This window comes from Stenotrophomonas sp. 2YAF26 (assembly GCF_052114625.1).
Taxonomy (GTDB): Bacteria; Pseudomonadota; Gammaproteobacteria; order Xanthomonadales; family Xanthomonadaceae; genus Stenotrophomonas; species Stenotrophomonas indicatrix.
The window spans coordinates 397,327-410,564 of record NZ_JBFRFC010000001.1 but is presented as its reverse complement, the minus strand read 5'-3'; the positions used below and the strand labels follow the sequence as shown (position 1 = coordinate 410,564).

The window sequence follows — 13,238 nt, the reverse complement described above, 5'->3', positions numbered from 1 at the left end:
TGCACAGCAGTTTCAGTCCAGCTCCGCAGCCATCGCCGCCAGACGGCTCACGGTGTTGATGTTGCGGCCGGTTCCGTTTGCTGCGAAGGGGACGCGCAGGCGCGAACCGGCCATGCCATCGCCGTAGTGGATAAACAGCTCGCGCTTGCCGAGGGCGAGCTGTTCTTCGCCGATACCGGTGACGCCCTGCAGCGGGTCCTTGGGCAGCGCCTCATCAATGAACAGGGCGATTACACGGTTGCCGGCAGCGTCCTTGAAGGGGTTGCGGGCGATCACCGCGGCCATCTCGGCAGCGGTACGCACCAGCACGCCTACCGGCTTGCCGGCATAGGCATGCAGGCATTGCGCCAAACTGTCGCGCACACCCGTCTCGTCGAGCGGACTGCTGAACACGGCATTGCCGCTGGCGATATAGGTGTGGACGTCCCGGAATCCGGCGTTCTCGCACATCCGCACCAGCTCGGTCATCGGTAGCTTGCCGGTGCCGCCGACATTGACCGCGCGCAGCAGGGCCACGTAGGCGGTCATGGCGCAGCGGCCTGCAGCCGGTCGTACATGCGCACCAGATCGACCAGCGTGCGTGCTTCCATCTTGCGCATGACCTGCGCGCGACGCACCTTCACGGTGATCTCGCTGACACCCAGGTCGGCGGCGATCTGCTTGTTCAGGCGTCCGCGCACCACGCCGGCAACCACCTCGCGCTCGCCGGCGTTCAAGGTGCTCCAGCGCAGCTGCAACGCACCCAGCGCGTCACCGTCGCGGCGCCGCTGGCGATCGATCTCGATGCCCCTGTGGATCGCGTCCAGCAGTTCCTGGTCGCGGAACGGCTTGGTCAGAAATTCGATGGCGCCGTCCTTGATCGCATTGACGCCCATGGCGATGTCGCCGTGGCCGGTGATGAACACCACCGGCAGGTGCAGATCGTGGCTGGCCATGTTGCGATGGAAATCCAGTCCGCTCTGCCCAGGCATGCGCACGTCCAGCACCAGGCAAGACGGAGCGTCGTCCCGCGGGTGGGCAAGAAATTCCCCGGTGGAGGCGAAGGCCCGCACCTGCAGGCCCATCGATGCCAGCAGGTCCTCCAGCGCGGCGCGAACCGAGGCGTCGTCGTCGATCACATAGACGATCGGTGCCGGTTCCATAGGTGCTGTGGTGGGTTTACGCATGCGCAGCCTCCGTGGCCGTGGGCAGCTCGAAGATGAAGCAGGCGCCGCCACCGGGCGGTCGTTCGGCGCGGATATGGCCGCCGTTGGCTTCGATCATCGAGCGGCTCAGGCTGAGGCCCAGGCCGAGGCCGTTCGCCTTGGTGGTCCAGAATGCATCGAACACGCGGTCAGTCTGCTCAGCGGGCAGCCCGACGCCGCGATCGCGCACGCTCAGGCTGACGTGGCCGCGACCCTCGTACGCCGTCAGCAGGGACAGCCTGCGCTCGCTTACGGGCGTGTCCGACATTGCATCGACGGCGTTGAGGATGAGGTTGCCGATCACCTGCTGCACCTGTACGCGATCGGCATGGGCAGGGGGGAGTTCATTGCCCAGCACCAGCGCCACGGTCACACCATGCTGTTCCAGTTCGCTGCGCGAGAGTGCCAGCATTTCCTCCACGGCCAGGTTGAGGTCGAAGGCCTGGCGCTCTGGCGCGGCGCCTTGGGTCAGGCCACGGATGCGGGCAATCACGTCACTGGCGCGATGGGCGTCGGCGACGATGCGGGCGATGGTCTGGCGCGCCTTGTCCAGGTTCGGCGGTTCCTGGGCCAACCAGCGCTGGCTGGCTTCGGCGCTGCTGGCGATGGCCGCCAGCGGCTGGTTCACTTCATGTGCGATGGAGGTGGTCAGCTCGCCGACGGTGGAGGCGCGCGCCACCCGCAGCAGGCGCGACTGTGCATCCTGCACCGCGGCCTTGGCCGCTTCCATCTTCAATGCGAGGTAGGTGGTGATGCCGATCACCAGCATGCCGATCGCTGAATTGACCAGGCCGATGCGGTAGGTGCCGAAGCGGGTCAGGAAGAAGCTGAGGCCGGTCAACGCGATGCAGACCGCGGCAAGCAGGATGAGGCCGCGTGCGGGCAGCCGCCGCGACGCTGCCAGGATCACTGCAGCGTAGAAGCAGGCGGCGGCAACGGCGTAGTCGGTAACCGTATCGACCAGGAAGATGGCCGCCATCACGATGATCAGGGCCAGCACGACCAGGGGGCGGCGGGGCGACAGCGATGGCATCGGGACGGCTCCCTGGCGTGGGTGGAAAGGATAGCAAAGCGCTGTTCAGTAGATGCCGACCTTGGTCGGCATGCGCCAGAGAGATGCACGGTAGTGCCGGCCGCTGGCCGGCATCTGCAGGGTGTTCCCGCAGTTCATGAGGTTGCCGGCCAGCGGCCGGCACTACCCCGGCGTTGGACGCGCTGTTCCTCCAGGCTGGCCGTCCAGCACCAGCGCTATGCACGGTAGTGCCGGCCGCTGGCCGGCACCTGCAGGATGGTCCCAGAGTTCATGAGGTTGCCGGCCAGCAGCCGGCACTATCGGGCGTCATTCCTCCAGGCTGGCGTTCCAGAATCCCTGCAGTACACCGGGCGTGGCCGCCAACGTCGCCAGCACGGCATCCAGTTCGCCGCCATCGACCGTGGTGGCGTACAGCACCGCTTCGATCTCGACATCGCGCTCGCCGAACGGGCGCTGGTCGACCGCACGCACCGGGTACTGCGCCTGCTCCAGCAACAGCAGAAGCCGGTCCAATACCTCGGCCTGCTGCTCGCGTTGGCAGACCACGTTGATGGCATAGGTGGCTTCGCTGAACGCTTCCGGTAGCGGTTGCCGCTGGATGCGGTTCACCACCGGACGCAGCAGGGTGTTGGCGGCCAGCACGAACACCGCAGCCAGCACCGCCTCGGGCAGGAGCTTGATGCCCGCACAGGCGCCGACCGCCGCCGAGCCCCACAAGGTGGCGGCGGTGTTCAGACCCGATACCTGGGCGCCATCCTTCATGATCGCGCCGGCACCGAGGAAACCGACACCGGAGATCACGTAGGCCACCACGTGCAGCGGTGAAGGCGGACCGCCGTACATGTCGTGGAAGCGCACGGCGAGGTCGACGAACACCGCGGCACCTACCGCCACCAGCGTGTTGGTGCGCAGGCCGGCAGTGCGTTGGCGGAACTGCCGCTCCAGGCCGATCAGCGCGCCCAGAACGAAGGCGACGGACAGGCTGATCAGCGAGCTGAGGGTGGCGCCCGCGTTGAACGCGGGCAGATGGGGGTTGAGGTCCATGAGGGTTCTCCCTGCGCCTGGCGCGTTTACTGCCAGCCGTAGCGGCGGATGTAGAGCTTCTTCAGCGCGGTGGTCAGCACCGCATAGCCGAACAGGATCGCCACCAGGAACGGCCAGTAGCCGGCCGGCAGTGCCTGCAGCTTGAAGTAGCCCGCCAGCGGACTCATCGGCAGGATCACACCGATCGCCATGATCGCCCCGGTCATCAGCAGCAGCGGCGGCGCGGCGATGCTCTGCAGGAACGGCACCTTCGGCGTGCGGATCATGTGCACGATCAGGGTCTGGGTCAGTAGGCCGACCACGAACCAGCCCGACTGGAACAGGCCCTGGTCGGCCGGGGTGCGTGCGTCGAACACATACCACATCAAGGCGAAGCAGCTGAGGTCGAAGATCGAGCTGATCGGCCCGAAGAACACCATGAAGCGGCCGATGTCCGCCGGGTTCCACTTCAGCGGCTTGCGCACCAGTTCCTCATCGACATTGTCGAAGGGAATGGCGATCTGCGAGATGTCATACAGCAGGTTCTGCACCAGCAGCTGCAACGGCAGCATCGGCAGGAACGGCAGGAACGCCGAGGCCACCAGCACCGAGAACACGTTGCCGAAATTGGAGCTGGCGGTCATGCGAATGTACTTCAGCATGTTACTGAAGGTCCGCCGCCCCTGGATGACGCCTTCCTCGAGCACCATCAGGTTCTTTTCCAGCAGGATGATGTCGGCGGCCTCCTTGGCGATGTCCACCGCACTGTCCACGCTGATGCCGATATCGGCGGCGCGCAGTGCGGGAGCATCGTTGATGCCATCGCCGAGAAAGCCGACCACTTTGCCCTGCGCCCGCAGCTCGCGCACCAGCCGTTCCTTGTGCAGGGGCGTGAGGCGGGCGAACACGCGATGCTCCTGCAGTGCACGCGCCACGGCAGCGTCGTCCATACGCTCGATCTGCGGGCCGGTCACGATCCTGTCGACGTCCAGGCCAACCTGGGCGCAGATCCGGGCGGTGACCAGTTCGTTGTCGCCGGTGAACACCTTCACTTCCACACCATGCGCGGCCAGCGCCTGCAGTGCGTGAGCAGCGGATTCCTTCGGCGGATCGAGGAAGGCCACATAGCCGACCAGGGTCAGATCCCGCTCGTCGGCCTGCGAGTACACAGTCTGGGTGGCGGCGGTCTCCTTCATCGCCACCGCCACCACGCGCAGGCCCTGTTCGTTCAGTTCCTCGGTGGTCTGCCGCACGCGGGCCAGGCGCTGTTCGTCCAGCGGCATGTCCTGGCCGTTCTCGCGCACGGTGCTGCACACCGCCAGCATTTCCTCCACCGCGCCTTTGCAGATCAATTCGTGATGGTCCTCACGCTCGGATACCACCACCGACATGCGGCGGCGCTCGAAGTCGAACGGGATCTCGTCGACCTTGCGGTAGTCCTGTGACAGGCGCAGTGAGCTCTGCAGCTCCACATGCTCCAGCACCGCACGATCGAGCAGGTTGATCAGGCCGGTCTGGAAGTGGCTGTTGAGGTAGGCGAAGGTCAGCACATCCTCCGAATCCTGCCCGAACACATCGGTGTGCCGCTCCAGCGCGATCTTGTCCTGGGTGAGGGTGCCGGTCTTGTCGGTACACAGCACTTCCATCGCACCGAAGTTCTGGATCGCGTCCAGGCGCTTGACGATCACCTTGCGCCGCGACAGCAGCACCGCGCCCTTGGCCAGGGTGGAGGTGACGATCATCGGCAGCATTTCCGGGGTCAGGCCGACTGCCACCGACAGCGCGAACAGGAACGCTTCTGTCCAGTCGCCCTTGGTCCAGCCATTGACCAGCAGCACGAACGGCACCATCACCAGGGCAAAGCGGATCAGCAGCCAGCTGACACTGTTGACCCCGGCCTGGAATGCCGTCGGCGCGCGATCGCTGGCACTGCTGCGCTGGGCGAGGGTGCCGAAGTAGCTGGTGTTGCCGGTGGCCAGCACCAGTGCTGTTGCCGTCCCGGACACCACATTGGTCCCCATGAACAACAGGTTGGCCTGTTCCATCAAGCCGGCGTCGGCATTGCCCGGCTGCACGAACTTTTCCACCGGCAGCGATTCGCCGGTCATCGCCGCCTGTGCGACAAACAGATCCTTGGCGGCGAGCACGCGGCAGTCGGCCGGGATCATGTCGCCGGCCGACAGCACGATATGGTCACCCGGTACCAGGTCGCGGATCGGCAGATCCAGCAGCCGTGCCGGCCGCCGGCTGTGCAGCTGTGCGCCGAAATACTGATCGGCCACTTCTGCCGCCTCGGTGCCCGCAGCGCGGCGCAGCACGCGGGCGGTGTTGCCTACCAGCGCCTTCAGCCGTTCGGCGGCGCGGTTGGAGCGCCCTTCCTGCACGAAGCGGATCAGGGTGGACAGCACCACCATCGCGCCGATCACCACCGTCGCCTTGGCGTCTTCGGTCAGCCAGGACACGGCTGCCAGCACCGTCAGCAGCAGGTTGAACGGGTTGCGATAGCACTGCCACAGATGGCGCCACCACGGCAGCGGCTTCTCGTGATCGACCTCGTTGGGGCCGAAGCGCAGCAGGCGCTCTTCGGCCTCGTGCGGGCTGAGACCATCGACATGTGACTGCAGGGTGGCCAGCGCATCGGCTTCGCTGCCCTGTGCAAGCGCGAGCAATCCAGCAGTGAGCGCGGCGGGCGCGGCCTGCGTACTGCCACGGCCATAACCGGCTTCGGGCATCGCGCGACGACCGAACAGGTTGCCCGCGCGACGGCTGCGCAGGAAGGCGTTGAACCAGGCGTTGAGCAGGCTCATGGGAAGGTCCTCTTGGAGCGGCGCCGGGCGGAGCCGGCGCGTGGAGCGGAAGGGGCGGGTATCAGGCGTGGCGCATGGCCAGCACCGATGGCGACCAGGGCTGCATGCGCAAGCGTTGGCTGCCGCCGATGCACAGCGGCTTCATCGCATCGCGCAGCGGGTAGGGCAGGTGGCGCAGCACGTTGATGCGCTCGCTGATCGGCAGCAGCGACAGTGCGTCGGCCACCACCCGTGGCGAGCCGAGGGCCAGCGAACGGGCGAACAGGACAGGGCCGTGCTGCAGCAGCAGGCTGCGCAGGCCGGAAACATCGCGCTCGCCGATCAGGCGGCGGACGGTGATGTAGAGAATCTTGTAGGACATGGGATTCCTCCGGGCAGGCGCTGCCCTGGGCTCCCATCCCTTACACGGACAGGAACCGGCCGTCAGTCGCCAGCAGTGAACAAGTAGGCAGGCAGGGGCGCGCGTTGCGCCCGGCAGGGTCGGGATCCATCTGCGTCTCCGCGTGGGGCGGCCAGTCGCTGGCCAGTGGCGCTATTGTCCGCGCTCGTATTCAGCAGGCCTAGAGGCCCGTGGGTTAGCCCGGCTATACCTTGGTATAGAAAAAGAGGCCGTTGGCGCCTTTTGTTCAGCTGCGGTCCGCGAAAGCGTCGGTGGCCCGCACCAGGGCATCGGTCGTGGCCGCTTCGTTGGCACTGTGGCCGGCGATGACCATCTCCAGCCGGGCTTCCGGCCACGCCTGCGCCAGGTCCCAGGCACTGCGCGGCGGACAGATGATGTCGTAGCGCCCCTGCACGATGACCCCCGGCAGATGGCGGATGCGATCGATGTCGCGCAGCAGCTGGCCTTGATCGAGGAAGCTGTTGTGACAGAAGTAGTGGGCCTCGATGCGTGCCTTGGCCAGTGTATCGAGCGGATCGGTAGCGGACACCGCGTCGACGTCGTGCAGCAGCGTGGCGGCATTGTCTTCCCACCCCAGCCACGCCTGTGCCGCGGCGATGCGGATGGCTTCGTCGGCGTGGTCCAGGCGCTTCCAGTACGCGTCGAGCATGTTGCCGCGCTCGCTTTCCGGAATGTGCGCCTGGTAGCGATCCCAGCGCTCCGGGAAGATCCAGCGCGCACCGCCGTTGAGCTCGGCGAACCAGCGGTTCTCTTCCTCGCGCCCCAGGAACACGCCGCGCACGATCAGCCCGGTGGCGCGGTCGGGATGCGCCTGTGCATAGGCCAGCGACAGGGTCGAACCCCAGGAGCCGCCGTACACCAGCCAGCGCTCGATGCCCAGGTGTTGGCGGACCTTCTCGATGTCGGCCACCAGATGCTGCGTGGTGTTGTCGCGCAGCTCGCCGAAGGGCGTGGAGCGGCCGCTGCCGCGCTGATCGATCAGCACGATGCGGTAGCGCCTGGGGTCGAAGAAGCGGCGGTGGGTGGGCGAGATGCCAGCGCCCGGACCGCCATGCAGGTACACCACCGGAATGCCATCGGGCGTGCCGCACTCCTCGACATGCAGGGTGTGCAGTGCATCCACGGGCAGCGTGTGTTCGCGGTACGGGGTAATCGGCGGGTACAGCGTGCGCATGGCAGTGCCTCACAAGCAGGGGGTACAAGCATAGCGGCGCATATCGACCAGCGTCATCCGCCCCATGTTCAAGTACTCTCTGCGTTCAAGGGGGAGCGCCATCGATTCCTGGCGATCTGGACCCGGCAGGACGCAGAGGATGAATGGCATGAGCGCGCAGGACGTCGCGGAACGACACCCAACGGCGGGCAGCGCCCTCAGCAGCGGCGCCCGTGAGTCGCTGAAGTGGCTCGCGCTGCTGTCGATGACCGGTGACCACGTAGCCAAGGTGGTTTTCGGTGGCTATGTGCCGGTGGTCAGCGAGTTGGGGCGCATCGCTTTCCCGCTGTTCGCGCTGGTGATGGCCTGCAACCTTGCGCAGCCGGGGGCGGATCTGGGCAAGTCGATCCGCCGGCTTGGGGTGTGGGGCCTGGTCGCGCAACCTTTGCATGTGCTGGCCTTCGGCCATTGGCTGCCGTTGAACATCCTGCTGACGTTCTGCCTGGCCGCCGTGGCCGTGCATGCGCTGGTCAACAACCGGCAATTATTGCTGCTTGTGGCGGGAGGACTGCTGCCGTTCTTCGTGGATTACCAATGGGCGGGGGTGGCATTTGTGATGCTGGGCTGGATCGCATTCCGCCACCGGAAATACTGGCTGCTGGCGTTCGGATTCGGCGGGCTGTGCTGGTTCAATGGCAATGGATGGGCATTGCTGGCCATTCCGCTGGCGCTGGCGGTCTCGCGCGTGCAGTGGCGGCTGCCACGATGGCGCTGGGCGTTCTACGTTTACTACGTGGCGCACCTGGCGGTGCTGGCCGCCTATGCGCAATGGCTGCGCTGACGCACGGCGCTCATCGCGGCGGCGAACTGCTCCCGGCTACGTCGCTGGTGTACTGCAGAACCTTGTCTTCGCGCTGCAGCGCAATGACATCCACAGGCTGTCCTCGCAACACTGCGCGCAGGCAGCGGATCGCCTCGGCAGAGTAGCCCAGCTCTGCAGGTGGCAACGACAAGGCAACGCTGCCATCGCTGTGCTGATGCACCACGTATCGTGACAACGGCAGCGCAGCCAACGCATGGGTCAGGTCGATGTTGTTGATCCACTGCTGGTCGGCAGTCAGATAGCGGACCGGACGTCGCCCCTGCAGGCCGACGATCATCGGCGTATCGCCGGCCATGGCCAGCGCGCCGCGGTCGCCGGTGCGGTAGCGCAGCAGCGGCAGGCAGAAATTGAATCCGCCGCTGAGCGTGATCTCACCGACCTCCCCGGGCGGCAACGGCGCCCCGTCGGTACCGAGAATTTCCACATACATGCGCGGCTGCAGCAGTACATGGCCGCCGGCAGCATCGTCATACACGGCCAGCGGGCCCGCCTCGTTCATTGAATACAGATCGAGCACCGCGCAGCCAAAGCGCGCGGCCAGGGCCTGGCGCAGGCCCGGAGACAGCGCCATCGATACCGACAGCAGCGCCTGCGGCCGGTGTCGTACGGGCAATTCCAGCAGCGCTGCGAAGGAAATCGGATCGCCGGCGATCACTTCCGGCTGCATCTGGTCGATGTAGCGTGCGCGGTCCTCAGGATGGCGCCAGTCATCGGGATGCAGGTTGATCTTGGCCAAGCCGGATTCGTCCATCGTCGGTGTCACCGAAACATAGGTGAAGCACCGCTGCTGCATGCCCAGCAACATCACCCCCATCTGGCCGCGGCCGTGCGCCAGGGTGATGCCGAAGCGCTGCAGGGCACGCTTGTGATGGGCCAGATAGCGTGCCGCCACCACCGGATGCGATGGCAGTACCAGTGGATGGCCGGTGGTGCCGGTGGTGCGGAAATTGATCATCCGCTCCAGCGGTACCGGGTCCGGCACGAAACGGGCGATGTCCGCTGCGAGGTCGCCGCGGTGGACCGGTGCAATGTCGGTGAAGGCAGCTGGCATCGCCTGCGCGCGGTAATACGGCACCTGCGCGAATACCTCGGTCACATGCGCCTGCAGCCACGGTGGTGGTTGATCTGGCGTCCACTCGAAGCGCGCGCAGGCGATCTCCCGTTCGTAGCCACGCAATGCCGTCACCTCATCGGCACGCAGGCGGTTGCCGCTGGCATTGCGGAAGATCGGCGCCGCCGGGTGCTCGCGCATCTGCTGCAGCATCGCCTGGCCCGCCGTGCTCAGCGTGGGATAGCGATCGGCATCGGTCGGCTCGCGGCTCACTCGCGGGTCCACTTGTCCGCAGACTCTTCCGCCGCCTTGCGCGCCAAGGCCTCGCGGATCGCACGCGCGCGCTCTTCAGTGGCGCGGCTGGCATCGAGCAGACGCTGCCGTTCCACGCCGCTGACCCGGGCCAGGCGATCGGCCGCCTGGGCCGCTGTTTCACCCTGCGGCAGCAGGCCCAGCCGGGCCACCACGGTGCGCACCAGTTCTTCGCGGCGCTCCGGATCGAACACGAACCGGTCTGCGCTGGTACTGGCCGCCAGCGCCGGCACTGCTTCGGCGAACAGGGGCATCCACGCCTCCGGGGCGATATCCAGTGCATTCCAGTACGCATCTGCCATCAGCCATGCGGTCACCGCTGAAAGCGAGAGCTGGTTTGCATCCACCCCGGCCAGATCACCCGACAGCGTTGCCCGAAGTGCAGGGGGCAGGTGCAGCGAGCGTGCGGCAAACACATCGCCCACCACCGCCGCGACGTGCAGCCGGCCGCTGCCGGCGCGGCGCGGTGGCTCGAGGAAATCGGGCGGCATGTCCAGCAGGCGCCGCAGCAGAACATCAAGGGAGGGGCCGGAGAGCATGGTCAGGTTCCAGACTTGGCAAATACCTGGGTGGAAGGGCAATCGTCACAGGTGCTGCGGGCGCAGCGCGGTCCACGATCATCGCTGCACCCGCATGCCGGCAGGGCCGTAGTGCTGCTGGCTGAAGGCGCGCGCGAACTGCAGCAGGTCGGCCATGTCACGCACCACATGGATGTTCCATCCCGCGTCGCGTGCGCGCAGCAGATCGCCGGTCCATCCCGCGTTGCCGGCATCGGCGATGCGGGACGGCAGCGGACTGTACAGGTTCAGTGCCATGGTGCCGCCACCGCCGGCCACGCGCAGCGCTTTGGCGGCCACGTCCCAGCCGCTGTTGCCACGCTCATCCTTGTCGAACATCGTGGTGATGCCGTCGTCGGAGATGTGCAGGATATGCACCGCCCGTGCATGCGGCGGACGCTCGGCGTAGGTGTCACGCAACCGGTGGATCGGAAACGCGGTGGCGCCACCGAAATAGCCGGTAAGCACCTTGAGGATGTCGTCTTCCGAACGCACGAAGCCGTCGGTGTGCAGGTGCTGCCCGGTGCCGCTCCACAGCGTGGCCTGTACGCGTGCACCCACGCGCAGCGCCGACAGCGCGATGATGGCGCCGGCCAGCGTCAGGAACGAGGTCCATGCCTGCGGGTTGGGCATCGAACCGGAACTGTCCACGTACAGATCCAGGTCCACCGGTTCGGCAGCGGCTTCACGGCCGGGTGCCAGCCCGTGCACACGCTGTACCGTCGTCAGCCCGGGAATCACATGGGGTGACTGCAGCACCGATTGCAGCCAGTCCACTGCGTCCAGTGCATCGCCGGCTTCCCAGGGCTGCAGCCCCTCCGGCAGCGGCTCCAGGGCCTGCGGCTGTGGCCGCGACGGATAGCGGATCAGGTGTGGCAGCGCGCGCTCGCGGTAGTAGCGCACGGCGATCTGATGGTCATCCAGGTCCAGGCCGGCCGCGCGCAGGATCTGCCCGTACTCGAACGGCTCGCGCATCTGTCCTGGCGGGTGCGCGGGGTCCCCGGCAACTGCTTCGGCAGGGAGATCGCTCTTCTGCTGTGCACCGCCGTCGCGCTCATCGCCGGTGATGCGTGGGTCGGATGCGGGGTGCGGCGCCGGCGCCAGCTCGTCGTCCTCCAGCTGCCCCAGGCCGACCGGTTGGCTTCCCTGGCCGGCGTGCCGGGTATCCATCAGGGCATCCACCCGCGCATCCTGCTGTGATTCCAGCAGCCAAGGCAGCAGCAGCGTGGCGAAGCGGCCAGCGCCGCTCATCCAGTCGCTGGCGTAGACGCGCACGACGCGTGCGCCGAGCCAGGCATCGCCCTGCAATGCGCTATCGTCGGTCGAGCCGCCCAGCGTGCCGCGCGGCTGCTGCCACAGTTCCTCGTAGATGCCCATGTACAGCTGCCAGACCGGCGAGCTGGCCTGCGCCGGTTGTCCGGCCAGGCTTCGATAGATCGCATCCATGCGCAGCCCGCTCTGGCGCTGCAGGCGATCGTTGATGAGCAGGTCGGTGTAAAGATTGGCGACCATCGGTGCATGCGCTTCCAGCGTCGGCAGCGCACGGCGGATGCGCGCCAGCAGTCGTGCATGGTCGCTGGCGGTGGCAGGCGCCAGCACGTGGTGGCCGATCTCGTGGGCGAGGATCTCCAGCGCGTAGGGTTGCAGCTGCAGGCGCTGTACTTCTTCCAGGTCGATGACGATGCGCTGGTCGGCGAGGCGGATGGCCGCGAAGCTGCCGGTCAGGCCCTCGGCGGCCGCCTGCATGCGCGAATGGCACAACTTCGGGTCCTGCAGCCGGGTGAAACGGCTCCATGTGGCCAGTGCCTGTGGCCAGGCCTCGCGCCAGGGCTGCAGCGGATCAGCGACCGTGGCACTCATTGGGGTGGCAACACATGCACATGGTGCGACCACGGCGAGAACAGGGCGATGCCCGACGCGCCGGAGACCGCACACAGGTTGTCCTTGGACAACGCCGGCGCCATCCACTGCACGCCCAAGCGGGCGGTCACATCCGGTGCCGGTCCGCTGCTGCTGCCCGCTGCGTACTCGGCGGCGCTGGCAGGAAGCAGGACGGCACCGAAGGCATCGGCGAGCAGCAGGAAGTACCCGCCAGCGCTTTCGACCACGAAGCCCTCGGCCGCTGCACGGACCTGTGGCGGTGCCGGAAACGCGCCGTCCAGGCCGCTGAAGCTGCCGACACGATGCCCGCGCAGGTCGACGCTGCCCTGCCGCGGATTCCACCAGCGGTCCTGCTCAAGCTGGACCCGGACCGAGGCCAGATCACCCGCATCGATGCCCAGCACGGCGGCGACCGTATTCGCGGGCAGGGCATCGATACGGGCAAGGGCAGGGCGGCGCAGCTGCACCATCCCCGCCTGCCAGGCACAGAGCGCCCCGATGTCGCGCAGTTCCGGCAAGGATGTGCACACGCCTGCATGCGCAGCCATCGCATCGATCCACTGCGCGACGCGAACGTCCGGACTGGCGCCCAGCCGCACCACCGCATTGCTGATGGTGCCGAGGGTCTCGCGCGGAGCGTGGGCCAGCAACGGGGCGAGGGCCGGGGCCAGCGAGCGCCAGGCCTGCTCGACCCACGGGAGACGCGCCTTCGGGCCGGCATGGCCTTGCGCCACCAGCTCCAGACCGATCTCGAAGGCGGCCTCGCACATGCTCTGCGTTGCCGACGGGTGGTGGCGCTGGATGGCCTGGCAGAGGGGGTCGATGGTCTGGGTGACGAACGCGCTGAAGGCGGCCATGTCCAGGCCGGGCCAGCGGTGGCGGGCATCGGCCACGGCCTGGTTCAGCACGGAACGGCGCGCGGCCAGCAGCTCGGCGAGAACGGCGGAAACCACG

12 protein-coding genes are annotated in these 13,238 nt (G+C 67.1%); 1 reads left to right on the top strand and 11 read right to left on the bottom strand.

The annotated features are described in order from the left end of the window. Positions 1-12: 12 nt before the first annotated feature. From AB4Y98_RS01835 to pip, 7 genes are all read right to left on the bottom strand, one after another. Positions 13-528, bottom strand: coding sequence for a DUF1697 domain-containing protein (locus AB4Y98_RS01835; RefSeq protein WP_442243639.1), 516 nt, complete (start codon positions 526-528; stop codon positions 13-15). Continuing rightward, positions 525-1,166 carry a response regulator transcription factor gene (locus AB4Y98_RS01830; protein ID WP_033831197.1) on the bottom strand — a complete coding sequence of 214 codons (642 nt, stop codon included), beginning with the start codon at positions 1,164-1,166 and terminating at the stop codon, positions 525-527. The genes AB4Y98_RS01835 and AB4Y98_RS01830 overlap by 4 nt, the downstream gene beginning before the upstream one ends. Continuing rightward, positions 1,159-2,217 (bottom strand): sensor histidine kinase, encoded by a 1,059-nt coding sequence (locus AB4Y98_RS01825; protein WP_442243638.1) that lies wholly within the window; start codon positions 2,215-2,217, stop codon positions 1,159-1,161. The genes AB4Y98_RS01830 and AB4Y98_RS01825 overlap by 8 nt, the downstream gene beginning before the upstream one ends. 306 nt (positions 2,218-2,523) lie before the next feature. Continuing rightward, the gene (locus AB4Y98_RS01820) at positions 2,524-3,261 is read right to left on the bottom strand and encodes an MgtC/SapB family protein (protein WP_442243637.1); all 738 of its coding nucleotides are present in this window, start codon (positions 3,259-3,261) and stop codon (positions 2,524-2,526) included. A gap of 26 nt (positions 3,262-3,287) precedes the next feature. Continuing rightward, positions 3,288-6,047 carry a magnesium-translocating P-type ATPase gene (gene mgtA / locus AB4Y98_RS01815; RefSeq protein WP_442243636.1) on the bottom strand — a complete coding sequence of 920 codons (2,760 nt, stop codon included), beginning with the start codon at positions 6,045-6,047 and terminating at the stop codon, positions 3,288-3,290. Positions 6,048-6,108: 61 nt separating this feature from the next. Further along, positions 6,109-6,408, bottom strand: coding sequence for a hypothetical protein (locus AB4Y98_RS01810; RefSeq protein WP_032974628.1), 300 nt, complete (start codon positions 6,406-6,408; stop codon positions 6,109-6,111). Positions 6,409-6,673: 265 nt separating this feature from the next. Continuing rightward, the gene (gene pip, locus AB4Y98_RS01805) at positions 6,674-7,621 is read right to left on the bottom strand and encodes a prolyl aminopeptidase (RefSeq protein WP_442243635.1); all 948 of its coding nucleotides are present in this window, start codon (positions 7,619-7,621) and stop codon (positions 6,674-6,676) included. A 148-nt stretch (positions 7,622-7,769) separates the two neighbouring features. On the opposite strand from pip, the gene AB4Y98_RS01800 reads away from it, so the two are divergent. After that, positions 7,770-8,441, top strand: a complete 672-nt coding sequence (locus AB4Y98_RS01800) for a TraX family protein (protein ID WP_312785570.1) — start codon at positions 7,770-7,772, stop codon at positions 8,439-8,441. A 10-nt stretch (positions 8,442-8,451) separates the two neighbouring features. Here the strand turns inward: AB4Y98_RS01800 and AB4Y98_RS01795 are convergent, their stop codons facing one another. The 4 genes from AB4Y98_RS01795 to AB4Y98_RS01780 form a co-directional block, all read right to left on the bottom strand. Beyond that, on the bottom strand, positions 8,452-9,807 hold the full coding sequence (locus AB4Y98_RS01795) for an AMP-binding protein (RefSeq protein WP_442243634.1): 1,356 nt from the start codon (positions 9,805-9,807) through the stop codon (positions 8,452-8,454). Next, positions 9,804-10,385, bottom strand: a complete 582-nt coding sequence (locus tag AB4Y98_RS01790; RefSeq protein WP_394195580.1) for a hypothetical protein — start codon at positions 10,383-10,385, stop codon at positions 9,804-9,806. The genes AB4Y98_RS01795 and AB4Y98_RS01790 overlap by 4 nt, the downstream gene beginning before the upstream one ends. A gap of 78 nt (positions 10,386-10,463) precedes the next feature. Continuing rightward, complete coding sequence (locus tag AB4Y98_RS01785) at positions 10,464-12,263, bottom strand: hypothetical protein (protein WP_442243633.1); 1,800 nt, start codon at positions 12,261-12,263, stop codon at positions 10,464-10,466. After that, complete coding sequence (locus AB4Y98_RS01780) at positions 12,260-13,237, bottom strand: hypothetical protein (RefSeq protein WP_363733400.1); 978 nt, start codon at positions 13,235-13,237, stop codon at positions 12,260-12,262. Before AB4Y98_RS01780 ends, AB4Y98_RS01785 begins: the two co-directional genes overlap by 4 nt. Between the last annotated feature and the right edge of the window lies 1 nt (position 13,238).